This window comes from Falsirhodobacter xinxiangensis (assembly GCF_004959935.1).
Classification (GTDB): Bacteria; Pseudomonadota; Alphaproteobacteria; order Rhodobacterales; family Rhodobacteraceae; genus Falsirhodobacter; species Falsirhodobacter xinxiangensis.
In genome coordinates this window covers 54,073-78,880 of record NZ_SMYN01000009.1, presented here as the reverse complement: position 1 = coordinate 78,880, position 24,808 = coordinate 54,073, and the positions used below count along the sequence as shown (strand labels likewise).

The 24,808-nt window shown below is 65.3% G+C and carries 24 protein-coding genes and 1 tRNA gene; 18 read left to right on the top strand and 7 right to left on the bottom strand.

Translation table 11 applies throughout. From position 1 onward, the window contains the following. Positions 1–19: 19 nt before the first annotated feature. From E2K76_RS12265 to E2K76_RS12235, 7 genes are read left to right on the top strand one after another with little or no spacing between them, the layout of a single operon-like run. Positions 20–829, top strand: a complete 810-nt coding sequence (locus tag E2K76_RS12265) for a cytochrome c oxidase subunit 3 (protein WP_136684606.1) — start codon at positions 20–22, stop codon at positions 827–829. Between the two features lie 60 nt (positions 830–889). Further along, a complete protein-coding gene (locus tag E2K76_RS12260) occupies positions 890–1,555 on the top strand; it encodes an SURF1 family protein (protein ID WP_136684605.1) in 666 nt (221 codons plus the stop codon). Further along, entirely contained in the window at positions 1,556–2,941 is a 1,386-nt protein-coding gene (thrC, locus tag E2K76_RS12255; protein ID WP_136684604.1) for a threonine synthase, read from the top strand. It begins immediately after the preceding gene. Next, positions 2,938–4,197 (top strand): M16 family metallopeptidase, encoded by a 1,260-nt coding sequence (locus E2K76_RS12250; protein WP_136684603.1) that lies wholly within the window; start codon positions 2,938–2,940, stop codon positions 4,195–4,197. The genes thrC and E2K76_RS12250 overlap by 4 nt, the downstream gene beginning before the upstream one ends. Then, on the top strand, positions 4,197–4,781 hold the full coding sequence (locus E2K76_RS12245; protein WP_136684602.1) for a GNAT family N-acetyltransferase: 585 nt from the start codon (positions 4,197–4,199) through the stop codon (positions 4,779–4,781). The genes E2K76_RS12250 and E2K76_RS12245 overlap by 1 nt, the downstream gene beginning before the upstream one ends. 60 nt (positions 4,782–4,841) lie before the next feature. Continuing rightward, entirely contained in the window at positions 4,842–5,606 is a 765-nt protein-coding gene (locus E2K76_RS12240) for an MBL fold metallo-hydrolase (RefSeq protein WP_136684601.1), read from the top strand. 12 nt (positions 5,607–5,618) lie between these two features. Beyond that, positions 5,619–6,995: an FAD-binding oxidoreductase gene (locus E2K76_RS12235; RefSeq protein WP_136684600.1), complete on the top strand. Its 1,377-nt coding sequence runs from the start codon at positions 5,619–5,621 to the stop codon at positions 6,993–6,995. Between the two features lie 31 nt (positions 6,996–7,026). On the opposite strand, the gene tig is transcribed toward E2K76_RS12235, so the two are convergent. The 3 genes from tig to E2K76_RS12220 form a co-directional block, all read right to left on the bottom strand. Then, on the bottom strand, positions 7,027–8,361 hold the full coding sequence (gene tig / locus E2K76_RS12230; RefSeq protein ID WP_136684599.1) for a trigger factor: 1,335 nt from the start codon (positions 8,359–8,361) through the stop codon (positions 7,027–7,029). Between the two features lie 21 nt (positions 8,362–8,382). Next, a tRNA-Leu gene (locus E2K76_RS12225) sits at positions 8,383–8,467 on the bottom strand. A gap of 77 nt (positions 8,468–8,544) precedes the next feature. Beyond that, entirely contained in the window at positions 8,545–9,957 is a 1,413-nt protein-coding gene (locus E2K76_RS12220) for an NAD(P)H-hydrate dehydratase (protein ID WP_342773632.1), read from the bottom strand. A 156-nt stretch (positions 9,958–10,113) separates the two neighbouring features. On the opposite strand from E2K76_RS12220, the gene E2K76_RS12215 reads away from it, so the two are divergent. Together E2K76_RS12215 and glnA are read left to right on the top strand one after the other, a co-directional pair. After that, positions 10,114–10,452, top strand: coding sequence for a P-II family nitrogen regulator (locus E2K76_RS12215; RefSeq protein ID WP_136684597.1), 339 nt, complete (start codon positions 10,114–10,116; stop codon positions 10,450–10,452). A gap of 32 nt (positions 10,453–10,484) precedes the next feature. Beyond that, positions 10,485–11,894 (top strand): type I glutamate--ammonia ligase, encoded by a 1,410-nt coding sequence (glnA, locus tag E2K76_RS12210; protein ID WP_136684596.1) that lies wholly within the window; start codon positions 10,485–10,487, stop codon positions 11,892–11,894. A 66-nt stretch (positions 11,895–11,960) separates the two neighbouring features. Here the strand turns inward: glnA and E2K76_RS12205 are convergent, their stop codons facing one another. Continuing rightward, complete coding sequence (locus E2K76_RS12205) at positions 11,961–13,112, bottom strand: cytochrome b/b6 domain-containing protein (RefSeq protein ID WP_136684595.1); 1,152 nt, start codon at positions 13,110–13,112, stop codon at positions 11,961–11,963. Between the two features lie 152 nt (positions 13,113–13,264). On the opposite strand from E2K76_RS12205, the gene fabD reads away from it, so the two are divergent. Further along, the gene (gene fabD, locus E2K76_RS12200) at positions 13,265–14,203 is read left to right on the top strand and encodes an ACP S-malonyltransferase (RefSeq protein ID WP_136684594.1); all 939 of its coding nucleotides are present in this window, start codon (positions 13,265–13,267) and stop codon (positions 14,201–14,203) included. 85 nt (positions 14,204–14,288) lie between these two features. On the opposite strand, the gene E2K76_RS12195 is transcribed toward fabD, so the two are convergent. Further along, positions 14,289–14,519: a hypothetical protein gene (locus tag E2K76_RS12195; RefSeq protein ID WP_136684593.1), complete on the bottom strand. Its 231-nt coding sequence runs from the start codon at positions 14,517–14,519 to the stop codon at positions 14,289–14,291. A 183-nt stretch (positions 14,520–14,702) separates the two neighbouring features. On the opposite strand from E2K76_RS12195, the gene fabG reads away from it, so the two are divergent. Beyond that, on the top strand, positions 14,703–15,440 hold the full coding sequence (gene fabG, locus E2K76_RS12190) for a 3-oxoacyl-[acyl-carrier-protein] reductase (RefSeq protein WP_136684592.1): 738 nt from the start codon (positions 14,703–14,705) through the stop codon (positions 15,438–15,440). A 169-nt stretch (positions 15,441–15,609) separates the two neighbouring features. After that, a complete protein-coding gene (locus tag E2K76_RS12185) occupies positions 15,610–15,843 on the top strand; it encodes an acyl carrier protein (RefSeq protein ID WP_136684591.1) in 234 nt (77 codons plus the stop codon). A 52-nt stretch (positions 15,844–15,895) separates the two neighbouring features. Here E2K76_RS12185 and E2K76_RS12180 read toward each other — a convergent pair whose 3' ends face one another. Further along, a complete protein-coding gene (locus E2K76_RS12180; RefSeq protein WP_136684590.1) occupies positions 15,896–18,403 on the bottom strand; it encodes an HWE histidine kinase domain-containing protein in 2,508 nt (835 codons plus the stop codon). Beyond that, positions 18,400–18,897 (bottom strand): biliverdin-producing heme oxygenase, encoded by a 498-nt coding sequence (locus E2K76_RS12175; RefSeq protein WP_136684589.1) that lies wholly within the window; start codon positions 18,895–18,897, stop codon positions 18,400–18,402. The genes E2K76_RS12180 and E2K76_RS12175 overlap by 4 nt, the downstream gene beginning before the upstream one ends. A 132-nt stretch (positions 18,898–19,029) precedes the next feature. Between E2K76_RS12175 and fabF the strand changes: the two genes are divergently transcribed. The 6 genes from fabF (at position 19,030) to E2K76_RS12145 (ending at position 24,804) form a co-directional block, all read left to right on the top strand. Further along, positions 19,030–20,292: a beta-ketoacyl-ACP synthase II gene (fabF, locus tag E2K76_RS12170; RefSeq protein WP_136684588.1), complete on the top strand. Its 1,263-nt coding sequence runs from the start codon at positions 19,030–19,032 to the stop codon at positions 20,290–20,292. Further along, the gene (mltG, locus tag E2K76_RS12165; RefSeq protein WP_136684587.1) at positions 20,292–21,470 is read left to right on the top strand and encodes an endolytic transglycosylase MltG; all 1,179 of its coding nucleotides are present in this window, start codon (positions 20,292–20,294) and stop codon (positions 21,468–21,470) included. The genes fabF and mltG overlap by 1 nt, the downstream gene beginning before the upstream one ends. Positions 21,471–21,649: 179 nt before the next feature. Then, complete coding sequence (locus tag E2K76_RS12160; RefSeq protein WP_136684586.1) at positions 21,650–21,973, top strand: hypothetical protein; 324 nt, start codon at positions 21,650–21,652, stop codon at positions 21,971–21,973. Next, entirely contained in the window at positions 21,924–23,267 is a 1,344-nt protein-coding gene (locus E2K76_RS12155) for a DNA-packaging protein (RefSeq protein ID WP_136684585.1), read from the top strand. Before E2K76_RS12160 ends, E2K76_RS12155 begins: the two co-directional genes overlap by 50 nt. 143 nt (positions 23,268–23,410) lie before the next feature. Next, entirely contained in the window at positions 23,411–24,568 is a 1,158-nt protein-coding gene (locus E2K76_RS12150; protein WP_136684584.1) for a phage portal protein, read from the top strand. After that, positions 24,565–24,804 (top strand): GTA head formation protein, RCAP_rcc01685 family, encoded by a 240-nt coding sequence (locus tag E2K76_RS12145; protein ID WP_136684583.1) that lies wholly within the window; start codon positions 24,565–24,567, stop codon positions 24,802–24,804. Before E2K76_RS12150 ends, E2K76_RS12145 begins: the two co-directional genes overlap by 4 nt. Positions 24,805–24,808: the final 4 nt, after the last annotated feature.

Genomic DNA, 24,808 nt, shown 5'->3' with positions numbered 1-24,808 from the left:
CAGCCAGAGGGACCCGGAGATGGCGCACGCAAAGAACCACGATTATCATATCCTTCCGCCATCCGTCTGGCCGTTCATCAGCGCGGTCGGGGCCTTCGTCATGCTGTATGGCAGCGTGCTGTGGATGAAGACCGAAAGCGGCCCCTGGGTGTTCCTGATCGGCCTTGCGCTGGTGCTTTACACCATGTGGGGCTGGTGGGGTGACGTGATCAAGGAAAGCCTCGTCGGCGATCACACCCCGGTGGTGCAGATTGGCCTGCGCTATGGCGTGATCATGTTCATCATGTCCGAAGTGATGTTCTTCGCCGCGTGGTTCTGGAGCTTTTTCAAACACGCCATCTATCCGATGGACCCGTCCGGCCTGTCGCCCGCCATCGACGGCATCTTTCCGCCCGAGGGGATCGAAACCTTCGATCCGTGGCACCTGCCGCTGATCAACACGCTGATCCTGCTGTGTTCTGGCGCGGCCTGCACTTGGGCGCACCATGCCATCGCGCATGAGGACAACCGCAAGGATCTGGTGAACGGGCTGCTGCTGGCCGTGGGGCTGGGCGTGTTGTTCACGGTGTTCCAGGCCTATGAATACAGCCACGCGGCGTTCGGCTTCTCGGGCAACATCTATGGCGCGAACTTCTTCATGGCGACGGGTTTCCACGGGTTCCACGTCATCATCGGCACCATCTTCCTTGCCGTCTGCCTGATCCGGGCGAAACAGGGCCAGATGAGCCGCGAGAAGCATGTCGGCTTCGAGGCGGCCGCGTGGTATTGGCACTTCGTCGATGTGGTCTGGCTGTTCCTGTTCGCCTCGATCTACGTCTGGGGTCAGTAAACCCTTTCGAGCCTTTGCAACGCGCGCCGGTTCGGGCGCGCGTTTTTCGTTGGAAGATCCATGAAACGATTTCTTGCCCCGCTGCTGATCGGCCTGATCGGCACGGCGATCCTTCTGGGCCTTGGCCGCTGGCAGCTTCAGCGGCTGGAATGGAAGGAAGGCGTCATCGCCGCCATCGACGCGCAGATCCGGGACGTTCCGGGGGACTTGCCCGACGCGCCGACCGAAGCCGACCGATACAAACCCGTACGGCTGGAGGGTCGGTTCACCGGGGACCGGCTTCTGGTGCTGGTCGGCCACAAGGAAATGGGGCCGGGGTTCCGCGTGATCGCCGCCTATGAGACAGGCGGGCGGCGGATCATGGTGGATCGCGGCTTCATCTATGAGGCGTGGCGGAACGATCCGCTGAACGCGGCCGAGGCCGAGGTGAACGGCAACCTGCACTGGCCCGAGGAGGTGGACAGCTACACCCCCGCGCCGGAAGGGGATCTGTGGTTCGCGCGCGATGTGCCTGCGATGGCGTCTGCCTTGGGGACGGAGCCTGTGCTGGTCGTGGCCCGCACGCCGACCGGGGACGGGGTGATCCCGCTGCCCATCGACACGAGCGCGATCCCGAACGACCATCTGGGATACGCCCTGACGTGGTTTTCGCTTGCGGCGGTCTGGGTGGGGATGACACTGCTTTGGCTCTGGCGTATCAGGCGGCGTGGTGAAGGAAATGCGTGAATGAAATATATCTCGACCCGTGGAACCGCCCCCGTCCTGACCTTTGGCGAGGCGATGATGACCGGCCTTGCGCGCGACGGCGGACTTTACGTGCCGGAAACCGTACCGGCGTTCACCGCGCCGGAAATCGCGGCGCTGGCGGGGCAAAGCTATGAGGAGGTCGCGTTCCGCGTCATCCGTCCCTTCACGGGCGATACGTTCACGGATGAGGAACTGCGCGGGCTGATCGACAAGGCCTATGCCGGGTTCGCCCATGCCGCGCGCGCGCCGCTGGTGCAGCTTGCGCCCAACCATTTCCTGCTGGAGCTGTTCCACGGCCCGACGCTGGCGTTCAAGGACTTCGCCATGCAGCTGATCGGCCAGCTGTTCCAGGCCGCGCTGGCGAAATCGGGCGAGAAGATCACCATCGTCGGTGCGACCTCGGGCGATACCGGGTCGGCGGCGATCGAGGCGTTCCGCGGGCTGTCCAACGTCGATGTGGTCATCATGTATCCGCATGGCCGCGTATCGGACGTGCAGCGGCGGCAGATGACGACGCCGTCGGAATCGAACGTGCACACGCTGGCGGTGGATGGCGATTTCGACACCTGTCAGGCGCTGGTCAAGGATATGTTCAACGACTTCACCTTCCGCGACGCGGTGGGGCTGGCGGGCGTGAACTCCATCAATTGGGGGCGGGTTCTGGTGCAGGTGGTGTATTATTTCACCGCCGCCGTGTCGCTTGGTGCGCCGGGGCGTCCGGTGTCGTTCACCGTACCGACCGGGAATTTCGGGGACATCTTTGCGGGCTATATCGCGCGGAAAATGGGGCTGCCGATCGAAAAGCTGGTGGTGGCGACCAACCAGAACGACATCCTGCACCGGGCGCTGAGTTCGGGCGATTATGTGCCGGACGGGGTGAAGCCGTCGATCAGCCCGTCGATGGACATTCAGGTGTCGTCGAACTTCGAGCGGGCGCTGTTCGATGCTTACGGTCGCGACGGTGCGGCGGTGACGCAGCTCATGGCCGAGTTGAAGGCCGGGGGCTTCCACATTTCGCAAGGGGCGCTGGAAACGCTGCGCGCGAGCTTCGATTCGGGCCGCGTGTCCGAGGAGGAGACGAGCGCCACCATTCGCCGCGTGCTGGACGGGACGGGCGAATTGCTGTGCCCGCATTCGGCGGTTGCCGTTGCGGTGGCCGAGCAGCATCTGGGCACCGTGCCGATGATCACGCTGGCGACCGCGCATCCGGCCAAGTTCCCCGATGCGGTCGAGGCCGCTTCCGGCATCCGTCCGGCCCTGCCGCCGCATATGGCCGACCTTTTCGACCGCCCCGAGCGTGTCAACCGCATCGCGAACGATCTGTCCGCGGTGGAAACCTTCATCCGCGAAAGGACCGGCCGTTGACGATCAGGCTCGACACGCTTCCCAACGGTTTCCGTATCGTGACCGAGCAGATGCCGGGGCTGAAATCGGCCTCGGTCGGGGTCTGGGTCACGGCGGGCGGACGGCACGAGCGGGTCGAGCAGAACGGCATCGCGCATTTCCTTGAACACATGGCGTTCAAGGGCACGAAGCGCCGGACCGCGCTGAAGATCGCCGAAGAGATCGAGGATGTGGGCGGTTACATCAACGCCTATACCAGCCGCGAGATGACCGCCTATTACGCGCGGGTGCTGGAAAATGACGTGGCGCTGGCGCTGGACGTCATTGCCGACATCGTGTTGAACCCGGTGTTCGAGCCGCGCGAGATCGAGGTCGAACGCGGCGTCATCCTGCAGGAGATCGGGCAGGCGCTGGACACGCCGGACGACATCATCTTCGACTGGCTGCACGAGGCGTCCTATCCCGACCAGCCGTTCGGGCGCACGATCCTTGGACCGGAGGAACGCGTCGCGGGCTTCTCTCGCGAGGATCTGACGCGGTTCGTGGCCGAACATTACGGGCCGGACCAGATGATCCTGTCCGCGGCAGGCGGGATCGACCATGACGCCATCGTGGCGCAGGCGACGGCGCTGTTCGGGCATCTGAAGCCGGTCGGCAACGGGCTGGTGCAGCCCGCCCGGTTCATGGGCGGCGAACGGCGCGAGGTGAAGAAGCTGGAACAGGCGCATTTCGCGCTGTCCTTCGAATCGCCCGGCTATCGGGCCCCCGATGTCTATGCCGCGCAGGTCTATGCCACGGCGCTGGGCGGGGGCATGTCCTCGCGCCTGTTCCAGAAGATCCGCGAGGAGCGGGGGCTGTGCTATACCATCTTCGCGCAGTCGGGCGCCTATGAGGATACGGGGCAGATCACCGTCTATGCCGGGACGTCTTCGGACCAGATTCAGGACCTGACCGGCCTGACCATCGACGAGCTGAAACGCGCCGCCGAGGACATGACCGAGGCCGAGGTGAACCGGGCGCGGGCGCAGATGAAGGCCGGGATGCTGATGGGACTTGAATCGCCCTCGTCGCGGGCCGAGCGTATCGCGCGGCTGCTGGCAATCTATGGCCGCGTGCCGGACGTGGACGAGGCGGTGGCCAAGATCGACGCAGTCACGGCATCGGACGTGCGCGATTATGCCGGGCGGATGCTGTCGGCCCCCGCGGCGCTGGCGCTATACGGCCCGGTCAAGAAGGCGCCCGGGCTGGAGGGTATCAGATCGAGGCTCGCCGCCTGATGCTGGGCCTGCGGCGCAACGTCAGGATCGAGACGGAGCGGATGACCCTGCGCCTGCCGCAGCACGGCGACTTTGCCGCGTGGTCGGGTCTGCGGTCGCGCAGCGCCGATTTCCTGCAGGCGTGGGAGCCTGTCTGGTCGCCCGAGCATCTGACACGCCGCGCCTTCACCAACCGCGTCGCGTGGTCGTCGCGGGCGGTGGGCGACGGGTCGGCCATGCCGCTGCTGCTGATCCGGCGCGATGACAAGGCGCTGGTCGGGGCGATCACGCTGGACAATATCCGGCGCGGCCCGGCACAGGCGGGCACCTTGGGCTATTGGGTGGGCCAGCCCTATGCCCGCAAAGGGTATATGCGCGAGGCGATTCTGGCGGTCACGCATTATGCCTTCACCACGCTGGATCTGAGCCGGATCGAGGCCGCCTGTCTGCCGGAGAACGCTGCCTCGCGCGGGGTGCTGGAAAAGTGCGGCTTCAAATACGAGGGCGTGGCGCAAAGCTATCTTCAGATTGCGGGGCGTTGGCGGAACCATGTGCTTTACGCCAACCTGCGCGGGGATCGGCGCGGGCGCACGGATGTCGGCTGACGTATCCGTGAACTGACCTCTGCGCGCCAAAGCCGCATCCTTGGCGGTGGAGGTGACCCGATGATCCGATTCGCCGCTGCCCTGCTTTTCGCCACCGCCGCCCATGCTCAGACGCCCAGCCATTGCATTGCGCTGGCCGATACGGGCGTCACGCGCGCGGCGTTCGAGGACCCGCTGCCCGAGGGGCGGGTGCGCATCCATTACGTCGGGCATTCGACCTTTGCGCTGCGCACGCCCGGCGGGGTCACGGCGGCGACGGATTATCACGGGTGGCTCGGCGGGCTGGTTCCGGACATCGTGACGATGAACAACGCCCATTCCACGCATTTTACCGACACTCCCGATCCGGCGATTACCCATGTGCTGCGAGGGTGGGAGGGCGACAAGCGGCTGGAGTTGCCGGAAGTGATCGTGCGCAACGTCACCACCGATGTGCGCGACTGGGCTGGCGGCATCCGCGAGGATGGCAATTCGATCTTCGTGTTCGAGGTGGCGGGCCTGTGCATCGGCCATCTGGGACATCTGCATCACGAACCGGATGCCGCGCAATATGCCGCGCTGGGCCGGGTGGATGTGCTGATGGTGCCGGTGGATGGCAGTTATACGATGGACGTGGCAGTGATGGGGCGGGTGGTGCAGCGGCTGCGATCCTCGGTCGTGCTGCCGATGCACTGGTTCTCGGGGCGGTCGCTGGAGGTGTTTCTGGGCAACATGGAGGGCAGCTTCGATATCGTGCGTCCGGGGGTCTCGCAGATCGATCTTGGGCTGGACAGCCTGCCGAGGCGTCCGACGATCATGGTGCTGGAGCCGTCGCTGCCGGAGTGATAACCCGGAGGGATGAACCCATGCGATCCCGCCTTTCTTGAAACGCTTGGTGCGCGGCTGGCGCCCGACACGCTGCGCGCTGTGGAGCCGCGCCATCTGAGCGAGCCGCGCGGCAAGTTCGGCGGTGGGGCGGGTGCGGTCGCGCTGCCCCGGACCGCGGCGGAGGTTTCGGTGATCGTCGCAGCCTGTGCGGCGGCGCGGGTGGCGATCGTGCCATTGGGTGGCGGAACGGGGCTGGTCGGCGGGCAGGTGATGCCGGGGCTGCCATTGCTGATCTCGACCGAGCGGATGACCGGGATCGAGGTGTTTCCCGCCGAAAACGCGCTTGTGGCCGGGGCGGGGGCGATTCTGGCCGATATCCAGACGGCGGCGCGGAATGCGGGGAGGCTGTTTCCGCTGTCGCTGGCGTCGGAAGGTTCGGTGCGGATCGGCGGCGCGTTGTCGACCAATGCAGGCGGGCTGAACGTGCTGCGATACGGCACGGCGCGGGATCTGTGTCTTGGGCTTCAGGCGGTGCTGCCGGACGGGACGGTCTGGAACGGGCTGAGGCGGCTGCGGAAGGACAATACCGGCTATGATCTTCGCGGGCTGATGATTGGGGCGGAGGGCACGCTGGGGATCATCACGGCGGCCAGTCTGAAGCTGTTTCCAATCCCGGCGCGGGTGGGGACGGCGCTGTTGGCGGTGGAAAGGCCGGCCGCGGCTCTGGAGCTGCTGGGGCTGGCCGAGGGACGGTTGCCGGGGATGGTGCAGGCCTTCGAGCTGATCTCGCGCCAAGGGCCGGATTTTCTGGCGCAGACGATGCCCGAGGTGCGTCTGCCGCTGGTGTCGGACTGGATGGTGCTGGTGGAGTTGGGGTTGCCCGAGGGGCTGGACCCGGTGGAGGCGCTGGAAGGGCTGTTCGTCGATGCCGGGCTGGAGGATGGCCTGATCGCCATGTCCGAGGCGCAGCGGCAGGAGTTCTGGACGATGCGCGAAAGCATCCCGGAGGCGAACCGCCATATCGGCGCCATCGCCAGCCATGACGTGTCGTTGCCATTGGGGTTGGTGCCGGAGTTCATTGCGAGGGCCGAGGTGGCTCTGGCCGGGTTCGGCCTGCGCGTGAATTGTTTCGGCCATATGGGCGACGGGAACCTGCACTACAACGCTTTTCCGGCCGAGGGGCGGAGCCGTGCGGAATATGATGCGGCGGCGATCACCCGCGCGGTGCACGATCTGGTGCACGACATGGACGGTTCGGTCAGCGCGGAACATGGGATCGGGCGGCTGAAGGTTCCGGATCTGGTGCGCTATGGCGATCCGGCGAAACTGGCCGCGATGCGCGCGATCAAGCGGGCGCTGGACCCGGCGGGGATCATGAACCCGGGGGCGGTTCTGGCGCTGGAATGAAAAGGCCGCCCCGAGGGGCGGCCTTTCAGTTTCAGAGTTCGTCCAGAGCTTCGATGGACTTCTGCAGATCGTCCTTCGACACTTCCTTGTCGGTGACCTTGGCACCGGCGACGATGTGGTCGACGACCTTGTCTTCGAAGATCGGGGCGCGCAGTTGCTGTTGCATCTGCGGGTTCTTCTGCACGAATTCGAAGAACTGACGCTCTTGCCCCGGGTATTGGCGGGCTTGGGTCAGGACGGCTTGCGTCATTTCCTGATCGGTCACCTGCACGTCTGCCTTGCGGCCGATTTCGGCCAGCAGCAGGCCCAGACGGACGCGGCGTTCGGCCAGCGACTTGTGCTCGTCCGTCGGTTCGACATGACCGTGGTTGTGGTCATGGACGTCCGGGTTTTCTTCGTGCCACAGCTGGTGCGCGATCTGCGCGGCTTCGGCCTCGACCAGTTTCGAGGGCAGTTCGAACGACACGAGGCCGTCAAGCTGGTCCAGCAGGGCGCGTTTCAGGATCGCGCGCGAGGCGCCTTTGTATTCGGCCTCCAGACGCTCGGAGATCTGGCCCTTCAGCGCGGCGAGGTCTTCGGCGCCGTATTTCTTGGCCAGCTCGTCGTCGATCTCGGCCTCTTTCGGGGCTTTGACGGCTTTGACGGTGCAGGCGAACGACGCTTCCTTGCCAGCAAGGTGCTTTGCGCCGTATTCGGCGGGGAAGGTCACCTTCACTTCGACTTCGTCATCGACCTTGGCGCCGACCAGCTGGTCTTCGAAACCGGGGATGAAGGAACCTGAACCCAGAACCAGCGGGTAGTCTTCGGCGGTGCCGCCCTCGAACAGCTCGCCATCGACCGAGCCTTTGAAGTCGATCGTGATCTGATCGCCGTCCTTGGCTTTCGATCCCTTGCGACGGTCTTCGAAGACCTGCGCGGTGGATGCGAGGTTCTTCAGCGCCTCGTCGACCGAAGCGTCGTCAGCCTTCACGACCAGACGCTCCAGCGCGACCGAGGAGGTGTCGAGTTCCGGGATTTCCGGCAGGGCTTCGTAGGACATTTCGACCACGACGTCCTGGCCCTCTTTCCACTCCTCGCCGCCGACCATTTTCACGTCGGGCTGGAGGGCGGGGCGGTCGCCGGTCTTTTCGAAATGCTCGCGCATGGCGCCGTCGACGGCGTCCTGCATCGCGTCACCCAGAACGCGGGGGCCGAACTGCTTTTTCAGCATGGCCATCGGGACCTTGCCCTTGCGGAAGCCCTTGATTTCCACGTCCGGCTGCGCTTCGAGCAGCTTTTCGTGCACCTTGGCGTCCAGTTCGGCCGCCGGAACGGTGATCGTGTAGCTGCGTTTCAGACCTTCGTTCAGCGTCTCGGTGACCTGCATGTATCGTCCTTTTTCAACCTTTGGTGCGGGTGGAGGGACTTGAACCCCCACGCCTTGCGGCGCCAGAACCTAAATCTGGTGCGTCTACCAATTTCGCCACACCCGCATTCCCGCGAACCCCGCAGGGCACGCAATTGGGGGGCCTTCTAGCAAACGCCTTTGAGGGATGCGAGAGGAAAAGCGTCACGGAAGCAGTGCGCGCAGCACCTTCGGCAATTCTTCGGGAATGTCTTCGGCGATCAGGCCGGGGCCGAAGCTGCGGGCGGCCTCGACGTGGAGGCAGGCGGCGGTGGTCGCGGCGGCGAAGGGGGTGGCGCCGCGGGCCAGAAGCCCGGCGATCATCCCCGCCAGCACGTCGCCCGATCCGGCGGTCGCAAGCCAGCCCGCGCCGCGCCCGTCCACGATCGCGGCGCGTCCGGATGGTTCGGCGATGACGGTGTCGTGGCCTTTCAGGAGGATCGTGCATCCGGCCCGCCCGGCGGCTTCGCGGACGGCATCGACCTTGGAGGTGCGGGTCATCGCGGCGGCAAGGTCGGGAAACATCCGCGCGAATTCGCCCTGATGCGGTGTCAGGATGCAGCGCGGGTGCAGGTCCGGGTTCGTGCCGAGCGCAGTCAGGGCGTCGGCATCGAGGACGGTGGGACGGCCCGCCGCGAGGATGGCGGGGATGGCATCCCTTGCGCGGTCGATGCCCATGCCGGGGCCGAGGCAGATACCAGTGATGCGCTTGTCCGTCAGCAGATCGGCCAAAGGGTCGGTGCGCAGCATGATGGCGTCCAGTCGGGCGGCGTTCTCGGCCTGCGCCTCGGGCGGGGCGACAAGCGTGACCAGCCCCGCGCCGATCCGAAGCGCAGCCCGGGCGGACAGCCGCGCCGCACCGCCGCGACCGGGCGGGCCGCCGAGGATGATGGCATGGCCGTGATCGTATTTGTGACCGTCGCCCTTCTGCAGCAGTCGGATATCCGGCGCGGCGAGGTGCAGATCGGACGCGGGGGCAAGGCCGAGGTCCGCGATGCGAAGTCGCCCGGTCGCCGCCGGGCCCGCGCCAAGGAAATGGCCGGGCTTGGCCGCGTGGAACGTCACCGTTAGGTCGGCATCGAAGGCAGGCTCGGTCCGCAGGCCCGTGTCGAGGTCGATTCCGGTCGGCCCATCCACCGCGACCCGGTATCTGGCGCGCGGGACGATGGCCGAGATCGGGCGGGGGCGGCCGATGCCGAACAGCGCGTCGATCATCAGGTCCGTCTGCGGCGCAAGCTGGGATGCCACAGGGTCGCGCGCCTCCCACCTGCGGCGCATCGCCTGGGCTTCGTCGGTGCGGCTGTCCGCATAGGCGAAGACTTCGACCGGCCAGCCAAGATCGAGGAGGAGGCGCGCGATGACATATCCGTCGCCACCGTTGTTGCCCGGACCGCAGAGAACGAGCGTGCGCGGGGGATCGTCCCGCAGGTCGGGCCACTGGGACAGGATCGCATCGACGACCGCCTGTCCTGCGTCTTCCATCATCTGCCCTGCGGTTGTCATGCCGGCGGCGAATGCGTGCTCCTCCATGCCTTTGATTTGGGCAGAAGTGAGGATTGGGACGCCTTCGGATGGCAAAATCTTCTCAAGATGCTGCGAATGCGGGCGATGTGCTGAATTTTTGTGCGTCACTTTGCGCTTTCCCGCCTTGGCCCGGATGGTTTCTTCATGTCCGATTGTAGCGCCGCATGAGAAATGGTCAGTGGCATGTGAAACGAAACGGGGAGTCGGCCCATGAAGAAGATCGAGGCGATCATAAAGCCCTTCAAGCTTGATGAAGTGAAGGAGGCGCTGCAGGCCGCCGGGGTTCAAGGGCTGTCCGTGACCGAGGTGAAGGGCTTCGGCCGTCAGAAGGGTCACACCGAACTGTATCGCGGTGCCGAATATGTCGTCGATTTCCTGCCCAAGGTGAAGATCGAGGTCGTCATCGCCGACGATCTGGTCGATGCCGCGGTAGAGGCGATCGTATCGGCGGCCCGCACCGAAAAGATCGGCGACGGCAAGATCTTCGTCAGCCCCGTCGAACAGGCAATCCGCATCCGCACCGGCGAGACCGGCGACGACGCGCTGTAATTTCTACTGATTAAAGGAAGGAGTTCATCCTGATGAGCAAGGTTCAGGACGCCCTGAAGCTGATGAAGGACGAGGAAGTCGAATACGTCGATATCCGCTTCACCGACCCCAAGGGCAAGCTGCAGCACGTGACGCTGGTCGCAGATCTGGTCGACGAGGACTTCTTCGAGGAAGGCTTCATGTTCGACGGCTCGTCCATTGCGGGCTGGAAGTCGATCGACCAGTCGGACATGAAACTGATTCTCGACCCGAGCTCGGTCTACATCGACCCCTTCTATGCCGAAAAGACGATGTGCGTTCACTGTAACGTCGTCGAGCCGGACACGGGCGAAGCCTATTCGCGCGACCCGCGTGGCACGGCCGAAAAGGCCGAGGCTTACCTGAAGTCCTCGGGGATCGGCGACGCGTTCTACTGCGGTCCCGAAGCCGAATTCTTCATCTTCGACGACGTGCGTTACTCCGTCTCGATGAACAAGGTTTCGTTCCAGGTGGACGCGATCGACGCGGCATGGAACACCGACACCGTCTATGAAGGCGGCAACTCGGGCCACCGTCCGGGCGTCAAGGGCGGTTACTTCCCGGTCAACCCGATCGACGACGCGCAAGACCTGCGCGGCGAGATGCTGTCCACCATGAAACGCATGGGCATCAAGGTCGACAAGCACCACCACGAAGTCGCATCCTGCCAGCACGAGCTGGGCATGATCTTCGGTGGCCTGACCGAGCAAGCCGACAACATCCAGAAATACAAATACGTCATCCACAACGTCGCCCATGCCTATGGCAAGACCGTGACGTTCATGCCGAAGCCGATCAAAGGCGACAACGGCACGGGCATGCACGTGAACATGTCGATCTGGAAAGACGGCAAGCCGCTGTTCGCTGGCGACAAATACGCCGACCTCTCGCAAGAGGCGCTGTATTTCATCGGTGGTATCCTGAAGCACGCGAAAGCGCTGAACGCGATCACCAACCCGTCGACGAACAGCTACAAGCGTCTGATCCCGGGCTTCGAAGCGCCGGTTCTGCGCGCGTATTCGGCACGCAACCGTTCGGGCTGCGTCCGTATTCCGTGGACGGAATCGCCCAAAGCGAAACGTGTGGAAGCCCGCTTCCCCGATCCCTCGGCCAACCCCTATCTGGCTTTCGCAGCATTGCTGATGGCGGGCCTCGACGGGATCAAGAACAAGATCGATCCGGGCCCGGCTTCGGACAAGGACCTCTACGATCTGCCGCCGGAAGAACTGGCCGCGATCCCGACCGTCTGTGGTTCGCTTCGCGAGGCGCTGGAGGAGCTGGAGAAGGACCACGAGTTCCTGCTGGCTGGCGATGTGTTCACCAAGGACCAGCTGGACGGCTACATGGCGCTGAAATGGGAAGAGGTCTATGCCTACGAGCATACGCCGCACCCGATCGAGTATCAGATGTATTACAGCTGCTGATCGCAGCAAAGGCCGCCCCCTCCGGGCGGCCTTTTCCGTTGGATCGCGGGGTCTTGCCCCGCGGTCTTAGCGTTTTGCGGTAAGGTTTGCCTGCACCTCGACCGGGAAGCCGACCGTCGCCTCATCGCCGTAGCTTTGGCCGATGGCATAGTCGCGGCGGTCCAGCGTAACGCTGCCCTGCATCGTGGCTGTGCCATTTTCGATGGTCAGCGTGAAGGGCATCGCCACGGGCGCTTCTGCACCGCGCAGGTTCAGCGTTCCCTTGGCGATGAACGCGTCGCCCTGTGGTTCGATATCCGCTTTGAAGGTCGCCGTGGCGTGATTGGCGACGTCGAAGAAGTCCGCACCTTTGGCCTGTTCGCTGACCGTGCCCAGTGTGACGCTGGGCATGGCGATGGTGACGTTCACGTTGCCGGTGCCCGTTGCCTCGTCGAAGGCGATTGAGGCGGTCCAGTCTGCGAAGCTGCCTTGCACCTCGGTTCCCATCTGGCGGACGGTGAAGCCCAGCGTGCCCTCGGTGACGTGCCAGTCGGAGGCGACGGCTTCCAGCCTTTGGGCGGGCGCTTCAGTGGGTGGGACCATCGCAAAGGCGATCCCGGCGCCGGCGGCATAGATGACGAACGCGGCGGCGGCGGGCGCGGTGCGGTGGCCGTGATGGCCCGGCCCGGCAGGTTCGCCCCGCACCATCCGCGACAGGGTCTCGTCCCGGTCGATGACCGCGTGTTTCACAGCACCTGCGATATGCAGGACCAAAGAGCCGACCAGCATCCACGCGAAGGTCTGGTGCGCAAGGCCCATGACGGTCGCGAGGCTTTCGGATTTGGGGATGAAGGGCAGCCCCTGCGACAGCGGCCAGAGGATCTGCGAAAAGCCTTCGGTCGCGGCGTGCTGCACCCAGCCGGTCAGCGGCACCATCACCAGCGCCACATAGAGCACCCAGTGCACCGTTTCCGCCAGCAGGGTTTCAAAGCGGCGTTCGGGGTGCAGCGATGCCGGGCGCGGCTGGCCAAGCGCCCAGAGGATGCGCAGCAGGGCGACCGCGAAGATCGCGACGCCCAGCGTCTTGTGCAGCGAGAACAGTTGCACCTTGCGGTCGATGTCCGTGATCCAGCGATTAGCGAGGAGGCCGAGCGGGATCTCGGTCAGGATCAGCAGGGCGGTCAGCCAGTGCAGGATGCGCGCGACGCTGCCATAGCTCCGGGTGGTGTTTCTAAGCATGGGTGGCTCCGGGGGATTTGGCGCAAGAATAGCGGCTGGCGGCCGGCTTGCATTCCCCCGCGCGCGCACATCGGTTGTGCAGGCTGCGGGGGCGTCATGTTGCGCGGGCGTTCAACGCGCGGTATCCCCGAAGAAAGCATAAAGGAGCAGATATGAGCCGCGCATTCGTATTTCCCGGGCAGGGCGCCCAGACCATCGGCATGGGCCGCGCCCTTGCGGAAGCCTATCCGGCGGCGAAGGCCGTGTTCGACGAGGTGGACGACGCGCTGTCCGAAAAGCTGTCGGCGCTGATCTGGGAGGGCAGCATCGAGGATCTGACGCTGACGCGGAATGCGCAGCCGGCGCTGATGGCGACCTCGATCGCGGCCCTGCGCGCGTTGGAGGCCGAGGGCGTGGGGATCGAGGCGGCAAGCTTCGTCGCGGGGCATAGCTTGGGCGAGTATTCGGCGCTGTGTGCGGCAGGCTCGCTGGGGCTGGCGGACACGGCACGGCTGCTGCGCGTGCGCGGGACGGCGATGCAGGAGGCGGTGCCGGTTGGTATCGGGGCGATGGCCGCATTGCTGGGGCTGGATTTCGAGGCGGCGACTGCGGTTGCGGCCGAGGCGGCGCAGGGCGAGGTTTGCCAGGCGGCGAACGACAACGATCCGGGGCAGGTCGTGGTTTCGGGCCACAAGGGCGCTGTCGAACGCGCGCTGGAGATTGCGAAGGCGCGTGGTGCGAAGCGGGCGATTCTGCTGCCGGTGTCCGCGCCGTTCCACTGTTCGTTGATGCAGCCCGCTGCTGCGATCATGTCCGAAGCGCTGTCGGCGGTGGAAATCTCGGCGCCCAAGGTGCCGGTGGTCGTCAACGTGCGCGCCGAAGCGGTGAGCGGGCCGGACCGCATTCGCGCGCTTTTGGTGGCGCAGGTGACAGGCTCGGTCCGGTGGCGCGAGTCGGTCCTGTGGATGGAGCAGGCTGGGGTGACCGAGTTCTGGGAAATTGGCGCCGGAAAGGCGCTGTCGGGGATGATCCGGCGGATCGCAAAGGATTCGGCGACCCGCGCGGTTGGCAGTCCGGAGGATGTGAAAGGGGCCGTGGAGGCTCTTGGCTGACCTTTTTGCCGCCCCTTTGCGGGGGCGGCGGACCCGTCGTGGCGGAAATCCGCCGAAACCAAGGCTAACGATTAAACTTTGAGCGTTAGAGGGGTCCGACAGACTTGTCTTTTTCGACAATAAAGGGTTTGTTCACCTTGTTGGCGCGAGCCTCATGGCAGTCCGATGCGATGACTTGACGCCAAGCGGCAAGCAGAAGACCTGCTGTGCCGCCCAGCACATAGGCTAGGAAAACCATGGCGACGCCATGGCCGGACAGCGCAGCCAGCAGGCTGGCGCAGATAGCGCTGAGCAATCCGATAAGTATCGCGGGCATGATGTTCCTCCACAAACCCATTGTGGGGTTAAAATTCCTGTTACGCAACCACGAGTTGCCTCGTTTGGTTCCTGTCCCCTCATCGTGATCAAGACTGTGGCATGAATGAGACTTCATTCCGACTTGGCGGGGCGGCCCGCATGCTGCTATGTGCGCCGCCAACAATGAGGACAGGAGACGGACATGTTCGATCTGACGGGAAAGACCGCGCTTATCACCGGCGCGTCGGGTGGCATCGGTGCCGAGATTGCGCGCGTGCTGCACGGTGCCGGCGCGACGGTGGGGCTTTCGGGAACGCGGATCGAACCGCTGGAGACGCTGGCGGCGGAGTTGGGCGCTCGTGCTTTCGTGCTGCCCTGCAATCTTTCGGATGCCGCGGCGGTCGAGGAGTTGCCCAAGCAGGCCATCGCCGCGATGGGGTCGGTGGACATTCTGGTGAACAATGCCGGGATCACGCGCGACGGGCTGATGATGCGGATGTCGGACGAGGACTGGGAGCAGGTGATCGACGTGAACCTGACCTCGACCTTCCGGCTGTCGCGCGGGGTGCTGCGCGGGATGATGAAGACCCGCTGGGGGCGGATCGTCAACATCTCGTCCATCGTGGGGACCGGGGGCAATCCGGGGCAGGCGAACTATGCCGCCGCGAAGGCCGGGATCGTGGGCATGTCGAAAAGCCTGGCGGCCGAGGTTGCGACGCGCGGCGTGACCGTCAACTGCATCGCGCCCGGCTTCATCGCGACCGCCATGACCGACAAGCTGAACGACGAACAGCGCGAGCGGCTGCTGGTGAAGATCCCCGCGGGCCGTATGGGCGAAGTGCGCGACATCGCGGCGGCGGTGCTTTATCTTGCCAGCGACGAGGGCGGTTACGTCACCGGATCGACCCTGCATGTCAATGGCGGCATGACGATGGTCTGATGGGCCTTGAAAGGGTTTGCCTTGGCATCATACCCTTGCTATAGCGCGCTTCAAGACCACGGGGGCCGCAATGCCACCGGGGCAACCCGTCACGAAAGTCGGGACAATCGCCCTTCCGGGGCAAGTGACAAAATGACGGGACCGCTCCCGCAACGAATGAGGAAGTGACATGAGCGACATCGCTGATCGCGTGAAGAAGATCGTCGTCGAGCATCTGGGCGTCGAAGAAGAAAAGGTGACCGAGAATGCCTCGTTCATCGACGATCTGGGCGCGGACAGCCTCGACACCGTCGAGCTGGTGATGGCTTTCGAAGAAGAGTTCGGCATCGAGATCCCGGACGACGCTGCGGAAACCATCCAGACCTTCGGCGATGCGGTGAAATTCATCACCGAAGCCGCCTGAGCTTTCCTGCCTTCTAAGGAAAAGGGCGCCCTGTTGGGCGCCCTTTTTCGTTTCAGCCGTAGGCGCGGGCCAGGGCTTCGAGCAGGTTCTCCACCTCGTAGGGTTTGCGGACCACCGGGACGTGGCGCAGCCCTTCGGGCAGGGCCGAGCGTTCGTCATAGCCGGTGGCGAAAACGAAGGGGATGCCGCGGCGGTGCAGTTCTTCGGCCACCGGAACCGAGGTTTCGCGCCCGAGGTTCACGTCCAGCATCGCGAGTTCCACGCCTTGGTCGATGATGGCCAGCGCCTGTTCGACGTTGCGGGCCAGCGAAATGCGCGTGAAGCCGGATTCCTGAAGCATCGCCTCCACATCCATCGCGATGAGAAGCTGATCTTCCAGAAGCAGCAGATGCGCGGTCTCCGGCAGGCGTTTGGTATCGGTCGTCACGGTCTTCTCCGCGAGAGGGGTGGGGCCGGAGTCGAACCGGACGTGGCGGGCGGGCAGGATGAAATCCGCCTCGACCCCGCTGGGGAGGTAGTCGATGCGGCTGGAGCCGCCAAGATCGAAAGGCAGCGAGCGTTCCAGCAGCAACGAGCCGAAGCCCGATCGCGAGGGTGGCACGACCGGGGGGCCACCGCTTTCGCGCCATGCGAGGCGGCAGTCGCCTTCGGGTGTCGGGCCCCATGTGACGGAAAGCTGGGCCCCCGCGCGCGAGAGGGCGCCGTATTTGGCGGCGTTGGTTGCCATCTCGTGCAGGACCTGCGCCATGACGGAAAAGCCGCGGCTGTCCAGAAGCGCCTCGGGGCCGTCCAGATGCAGGCGGGCGCTTCCGGCATAGGGGGAGAGTTCGGCTTGCAGCAGCCCTTGCAGCGAGCCGCCGCCATCGCCGCGCATCACCTGATCATGGGCGAAGGACAGCGCCTGAATGCGGCCCTTGAGTGCCGAGACGTAGGATTCCAGCGTGCGGCCCTGTTCGACCGGCTGGCCGATCACCGATTTGATGACGGCGAGGATGTTCTTGACCCGGTGGTTCAGCTCGTCGTTCAGGACGCGCTGGCGCAGATCGGCCTTGGAGCGTTCCTCGGCCAGCAGCTCGTTGTGCAGCAGGACGATTTCGACGATGGCCGTGCGCAGGGCATTGGCGGTGCCGAAGTCGTCATCCGTCCACGGGGCGGAGCGGCGGTGCACTTCCTCTTTCCAGATCGCGAAGCTTTTGCGCGGGGTCAGGCGGTCGCCCAAGGGGCCGGTGTCATAGGTCTTGTCAGGGTTGCCCGCCCAGTTCAGCGTGTGGACCTGTTCGCGGCGGAAGAACAGCAGCCAGTCGCGCGGAAGCTGGGACAGCGGCAGGGCGAGGACACCGGCGGCGCGGGTGTGGAACGCCTCGGCCTGCGGGAAGGTGCGGACGAGGGATTCGCTGGCCCAGACATTTCCGTTCGCCCTTTGGGCGATGGACCGGGCGAGACTGCGCACGTCATCCTCGGCGGGGGTGAGGCCCTGGGTCTGAAGTTCGTTCTCCATCAGGACGGCGATGCCGTCGCATTGGATCATCGACATGAAGCCCGAAAGATTGTCGCGGATCATCGCGCCCAGATCCTCCACCTCGGTCAGGCGGGAGAGGCGGTCGAGCTGGGTGCGGATGGCGGCGGCGTTGTCCAGCTTGCGTTTGCGCAGGATGGTGCCGAGGTGGAGCGACAGAAACTCGCCAAACATTTCCGCCGCGACGCGTTCGGCCATCGACAGGATGCGCGGGGCGTAGTGGTGGCAGGCGATCAGGCCCCAAAGCGCGCCATCCACGATGATCGACACGGACATGGAGGCGGAGACGCCCATGTTGCGCAGGTATTCGCAATGGATGGGCGAGACGGCGCGCAGGTGGGCCTGCGACATGTCCAGCGGGCGGCCGTCGAGAAGTTCGGGGACCAGCGGGATGCGTGCGCCCGACGCGTCGGAGATCAAGCGGATCGTGTTGCGAAGGTAGAGCGCGCGGGCCTGGGCCGGGATGTCGGAGGCCGGGAAGTGCTGGCCGAGGAAGCTTTCGAGGTGGTCGGCCTTTTCTTCGGCCAGCACCTTGCCCGATCCGTCGCGTGCGAATTCATAGACCATGACCCGGTCGTAGCCGAGTGTGCGGCGCATCAGGCGCGCAACCTCGGGGGCGAGGGTTTCGACGCGGTCGATGCCGGTGATGCGATCGATCAGCAGGCGCGTGGTCTGCAGCGGGACCGTGCCGGAGCGGCGGGCGGGCTCGATCTCGACCACGATGGTGCTGCCGCTGACATGGACGGCGATGTCGGCCGCGATGCCCGACGGAAGCTGCAGGTCGAAGATCAGCGCGGGGCGACGGTCGGAATCGGTGACCTCCAGCGCGGAAAGGGCGGCTTCGCGGATGGTGGGGCCGATGATGGCGCCCGCGTCGAGGCCGGTCGCGACCGGGGTGCCGAGGATTTCGGCGGCATTGGCGGAATGGCGCAGCAGGCTGTCGAGCGTGCTGTCGAAGGCCAGCAGCGCGCCGTGGGGTTGGGTGGCGCCGGGGATGTGGATCGGTTCCTGATCGCAGTTGCTGAGCGTGACGGGTTCGGTCATTCGTCGGCTTTCGTGAAGGCGTGCAGCGCGAGGGCGAAGGTGGCGTTGGCGGTGTCGATCGCCGCTTGCGCGTCGTATTCGGGTTCGGCATCGAGCCTTGCGAGGAAGGCGAGCCAGCCTTGGGTCGTGACCGCCAGATGCCGCGCGCCGAAGGTTTCGTCATAGCCGAGGCGGGCGGCGCGCTTGCGCAGGATCTGCCCGCCAAGCGCCGCGCCTTCGAGGACGTAGAGCTGGCCGAGGAGTGCGCTGCCCTTAGGCTGCGGCGCGGGGTGGGTCGCGGGAACGGGAAGGCCCAGATCGGCCATGTCCTGCGCAACCAGAGGCGTTATGTCGCTGTTCAGCGGCGCGCGGAAGGCGTGGATCGCGGTCAGGTAGCGCGCATAGCTTCCGGCATCGTCAAAGGAGCCCACGGCGGCATCGAGGGCGGCGTGGGAATGGGCCGTCGCGTCGCGCAACTGCCAGCGTCTGTCGGAGTTGCGCCGCATCGTATTCATCGCGCAGAACCTAGCCGGATCACGGCGCGGCGCAAGGGTTGCGATGGCATGGCCGGGCGGTTTTGGCGCGTTATGTTGCGAAGGGTCGCACCGAAGTGTATCAGGCGGCGAAGTCTTCAGAGAGGTATGCCGATGCGTCGGGTCGTCGTCACGGGTCTTGGTATGGTCACGCCGCTGGCATGCGGTGTCGAGGAGACGTGGAAGCGTCTGCTGGAAGGGCAATCGGGGGCGGGGACGATCACGCGGTTCGATCCGGTCAATGTGGTGACGAAATACGCTTGCGAGATTCCGCGTGGCGACGGGTCGGACGGGACCTTCAACCCCGACGACTGGATGGAGCCGAAGGACCAGCGCAAGGTGGACGATTTCATCGTCTATGGCATGGCGGCGGCAGTGCAGGCGGTCGAGGATTCGGGCTGGAAGCCGGAATCGGACGAGGATCGCGAGCGTACGGGCGTGATGATCGGGTCGGGGATCGGCGGCTTGTCGTCGATCGCGGATACGGCGGTGCTGATCAAGGAAAAGGGCGCCAAGCGGGTGTCTCCGTTCTTCATTCCCGGATCGCTGATCAACCTCGTGTCGGGGCAGGTTTCGATCCGCTTCGGCTTCAAGGGGCCGAACCATGCTGTCGTGACGGCCTGTTCGACGGGTGCCCATGCGATTGGCGATGCGGCGCGGCTGATCGCCTTTGGCGATGCCGACGTGATGGTCGCGGGCGGGGCCGAGAGCCCGATTTCCGAGATCGGGATCGCCGGGTTCAACGCGTGCAAGGCGCTGTCGACCAAACGCGGGGACGAGCCGGAGAAGGCCTCGCGCCCCTATGACGCGGATCGCGACGGGTTCGTGATGGGCGAGGGTGCCGGCATCGTCGTGCTGGAGGAATACGAGCACGCCAAGGCGCGCGGCGCGAAAATCTATGCCGAGGTGCTGGGCTACGGGATGTCGGGTGACGCCTATCACATCACCGCGCCGTCCGAGGATGGCGACGGCGGATACCGCGCGATGGCGGCCGCGTTGAAACGCGCTGGGCTGGAGCCGTCGGCAGTGGATTACATCAACGCGCATGGGACTTCGACCATGGCGGATACGATCGAACTGGGCGCGGTGGAGCGGCTGATGGGGGATGCGGCGGCTTCGGCCACGATGTCTTCGACGAAATCGGCCATCGGGCATCTGCTGGGCGCGGCTGGCTCGGTCGAGGCGATCTTCTGCGTGCTGGCGATCCGTGACCAGATTGCGCCGCCGACGATCAACCTGGACAATCCGGCGGTGGCGCCGAAGCTGGATCTGGCACCGAACAAGGCGGTGAAGCGCAAGATCGACATCGCGCTTTCGAACTCGTTCGGGTTCGGCGGGACGAATGCGAGCCTCGTTCTTGGGCGGGTTGAGGGCTGATGTGGAAATCCGTCGCCTCGAACGCGCTGACGCTGTTCATCGTGGTGCTGGTGCTTGCGGCGGGCTTGCTCGCCTGGGGGCGGCAGAAATTCTATGAGCCGGGGCCGCTGGCGCAAGCGGTTTGCGTGCGCGTGGACCGGGGCGCGTCTATGCGGGCGGTGTCGGGCGATCTGGCGGAGATGGGGGCGATTTCCAATGCCAGCATCTTTCGCGTCGGTGCCGATTATACCGACAAGGCCGGGCTGCTGAAGTTCGGCGCATGGCTGGTTCCGGCGAATGCGTCGATGCCGCAGGTGCTGGATGCCATCACGACGGGCGGGCAATCGACCTGCGGGACCGAAGTTGTGCTGCAGATCGGGGTGAACCTTGCGCAAGTCGTACTGCGCGATCTGGACCCGGCCAGCGGACGGCTGGTCGAGGTGGCGAAGTTCGACCCCTCGGGCGAGGTTCCGGCGGCCTATACCGATGCGGTGGCCGAGGGCGATCTGCGCTGGCGGGTGACCTTGGCTGAAGGCGTGACCAGCTGGCAGGTGGTTGAGAGCCTGAAGAAAGCCGACTTTCTTGAGGGCGAGGTTGCTGCGCTGCCTGCCGAGGGGAGCCTTGCGCCCGACAGCTATGCCGTGGAGCGGGGCGATGACCGCGAGGCGCTGCTGGATTTGATGGTGGCGCGGCAGGAAGGTATTCTGGCGGATCTTTGGGCCTCGCGCGAGGAAGGGCTGCCGTATGAGACGCCGGCGGAGGCGCTTGTGATGGCGTCCATCGTCGAGAAGGAGACCGGGGTGGCCGCCGAGCGGCCGATGGTTGCGTCGGTATTCGTGAACCGGCTGCGGCAGGGGATGCGTTTGCAGACCGACCCGACGGTGATCTATGGCGTGACCAACGGCGAGGGCGTGCTTGGGCGCGGTCTGCGGCAGAGCGAGTTGCGGCGGGCGACGCCCTACAACACCTATGTCATCGACGGGTTGCCGCCGACGCCGATCGCCAATCCGGGGCGGTTGAGCATCGAGGCGACGCTGCATCCGGCGCAGAGCGACTATGTGTTCTTTGTGGCGGATGGGTCGGGTGGGCATGCCTTTGCGCGGACGCTGGATGAGCATAACGCCAATGTCCGGCGCTGGCGCGAGATCGAGCGGCAGCAGGGACAGGTGCCCGAAGGCGGGGTTCAGACGGCGGAATAGTTGACGGGGCGTTAACGCGGCGTTCGCGCAACGCATTGATATTGCTTGACTTTGCGCGCGGCTGCGTGTAGGGGTTATGGCATGCTAGGAGAAGTGGGCGAAGCGGCTCGGGGGGTGACCCCGGTGCCGCTTTTTTCGTTTCGCTCGTGCGGGGATGGCATGAGAGGCGGGGTGCAGTGATGAAGATGGATTTTCCGTTCGAGGAGGCTTCGCAGGTCGATCTGCTTGCGGAGACCGAGGAGCTTTACCGGGAAGTTGCGGGAGAACTGGCGCTTGCGCGGCGAAAGCTGGGCGAGGGGGATCTGGGTGAGGTCGGGAATGCGGTGAAGGCGGTCAAGGACCTGCGCGCTGCGCTTCAGATGGTGATGGATGAAAGGACACGGGTTGAAAAACTTCGCAAGCAGGTTGGAGGAATCGTCGGGGGAGGTGCGCTCGACCTTGGAGCCGCGCGCGATGAGATCGGGCGCAGGCTGGCTCGCCTCCGCGACGCAGGAGCAGGTTGACGAGTTTCTGGGGGGCTTGAGCGAGAACGCGTTGTTGGCGTTGCCGTGGATGTTCGAATTCTGGGCGTTGCCGCATCAGTTGCCGCCCGATGGGGTTTGGAAATCCTGGGTGATCATGGGTGGGCGCGGGGCGGGGAAGACCCGTGCCGGGTCGGAATGGGTGCGGGCCGAGGTCGAGGGGGCGGGGCCGCTGGATGCGGGGCGGTCGCGGCGCGTGGCGCTGGTGGGCGAGACGTTCGATCAGGTGCGGGAGGTGATGGTGTTCGGGGAGAGCGGGATTTTGGCGTGCTCTCCGCCTGATCGAAAGCCGGAATGGGAGGCGGGGCGGAAGCGGCTGGTCTGGCCGAACGGTGCGGTTGCGCAGTGTTTTTCGGCGCATGAGCCGGAGGCGCTGCGGGGGCCGCAGTTCGATGCCGCTTGGGTGGACGAGTTGGCGAAGTGGAAGAAGGGAGAGGAGGTTTGGGACATGCTGCAATTTGCGCTGCGGCTGGGGGATAATCCGCGGCAGGTGGTGACGACGACGCCGCGGAACGTGCCGGCGTTGAAGGGGGTTTTGAAGAACCCGTCCACGGTCGTGACACATGCGCCGACGGAGGCGAACCGGGCGTATCTGGCGGCCTCGTTCCTGGAGGAGGTGCGGGCGCGGTATGAGGGGACGCGGCTGGGGATGCAGGAGTTGGACGGCGTTTTGCTGGACGATGTGGAGGGGGCGATGTGGACGACCGCCATGTTGGAGGCGGGGCGGTTGGACTCGGTGGGGCGGATGGACCGGGTGGTCGTGGCCGTCGATCCGCCGGTGACGGGGCATGCGGGGTCGGACGAGTGCGGGATCGTTGTGGTGGGCTGTGTGATGGACGGCTCGCCGACCGGGTGGAAGGCTGTGGTGCTGGAGGATGCCAGTATGAGCGCGGCGTCGCCGGATGCTTGGGCGCGGGCGGCTTTGGCGGCGATGGCGCGGCATGGGGCGGACCGGTTGGTGGCGGAGGTCAATCAGGGTGGGGATCTGGTGGAGCAGGTCATCCGCTCGATTGATCCCTTGGTGCCGTTTCGGGCGGTGCGGGCGGCCAAGGGGAAGGTCGCGCGGGCGGAGCCTGTGGCGGCTTTGTATGAGCAAGGGCGGGTTCGGCATGTGCGCGGGCTGGCGAAGCTGGAGGATCAGATGTGCCGCATGAGCGTGCGCGGGTATGAGGGGAAGGGATCGCCAGACCGGGTGGATGCATTGGTCTGGGGGTTGTGGGATCTGATGATCGATTCGGCGGCGAGTTTTTCGCGGCCGTCGGTGCGGCGGCTTTGACCGTGCGGTGGTGTTAAGCGGGATTAACCTTTCTTCGGTAGGTTGATTTCATCGAAGGACGGCAAGGTCCTGATCTTGGAAATGGTTGGTCGGCAGGACGGGCGGTTGCCTGATCGGTGGCGGCTTGGCTGGTGGAGGTGCGGATGTTCGATTTCCTGAAACGGGCGGCGCCGGAGGTGAAGGCGTCGGCCACGGGGCCGGTGATCTCGTATCAGAGCTCGGGGCGGGTCGCGTGGTCGCCGCGGGATGTGGTGAGTTTGACGAAGAACGGGTTTCTGGGAAATCCGGTCGGGTTTCGTGCGGTGAAGCTGATTGCCGAGGCGGCGGCGGCGTTGCCGTTGGTGCTTCAGGATTGCGAGCGTCGCTATGACGCGCATCCGGTGCTGGATCTGGTGACGCGGCCCAACCCGGTGCAGGGGCGGGCGGAGATGCTGGAGGCGGTCTATGCGCAGCTTCTGCTGTCGGGGAACGCCTATGTCGAGGCGGTGCCGGGTGGGGTGATGCCGGGGGAGCTGCATGTGCTGCGCTCGGATCGGATCAGCCTGGTGCCGGGTGCGGATGGGTGGCCGGTGGCCTATGACTATACCGTCGGGGCGCGGAAGGTGCGGTTCGACATGACTGGAGAGTTTGCGCCGATCTGCCATATCAAGTCGTTCCATCCGCAGGACGATCACTACGGGTTTTCCGCGCTTCAGGCGGCGGCGGTGGCGCTGGATGTGCATACGAGCGCGTCGCGGTGGTCGAAGGCGCTGCTGGACAATGCGGCGCGGCCTTCGGGGGCCATCGTCTATAAGGGTGCGGATGGGCAGTCGGCGCTGAGCAACGATCAGTATGATCGGTTGGTGAGCGAGATCGAGGCGAACCATCAGGGCGCGCGGAATGCGGGGCGTCCGATGTTGCTGGAGGGCGGGCTGGACTGGAAGCCGATGGGGTTCTCGCCCTCGGACATGGAGTTCCAGAAGACCAAGGAAAGCGCGGCGCGGGAGATTGCGGTGGCCTTCGGGGTTCCGCCGATGTTGCTGGGGATTCCGGGGGACGCGACCTATGCCAACTATCAGGAGGCGAACCGGGCGTTCTATCGCCTGACCGTGCTGCCTTTGGCGTCGAAAGTGGTGTCGGCGCTGTCGCACTGGCTGTCGTCGTTTTCCGGGGAATGCGTGGAGTTGCGGCCGGACCTGGACCAAGTGCCCGCGCTGGCGGTGGAGCGGGATCAGCAATGGGCGCGTGTGGGTTCGGCGGATTTTCTGAGCGTGGCCGAGAAGCGGATGCTGTTGGGCCTGCCGAGGCTTGCGGAGGAATGAGACCGGGCGAGACGGGCTCGCGGTTTCTTTACGACAGCTTCGATGCGGCGACGGCGCGGATCGAGGCGAATGAACGGGTCCATGACGAACGTTGGAACGGGCTGGAATACCGGCTGGTGCAGATCGAGGGCTCGCTTGATCGGCTGGAACGGCGGATCTGGCTGGGGGTGTATGGGGTCGCGGCCTTTCTGCTGACGCAGGGGGCCGAGGCGCTGGTGAACGCGGCGATGAGGTAGAGCG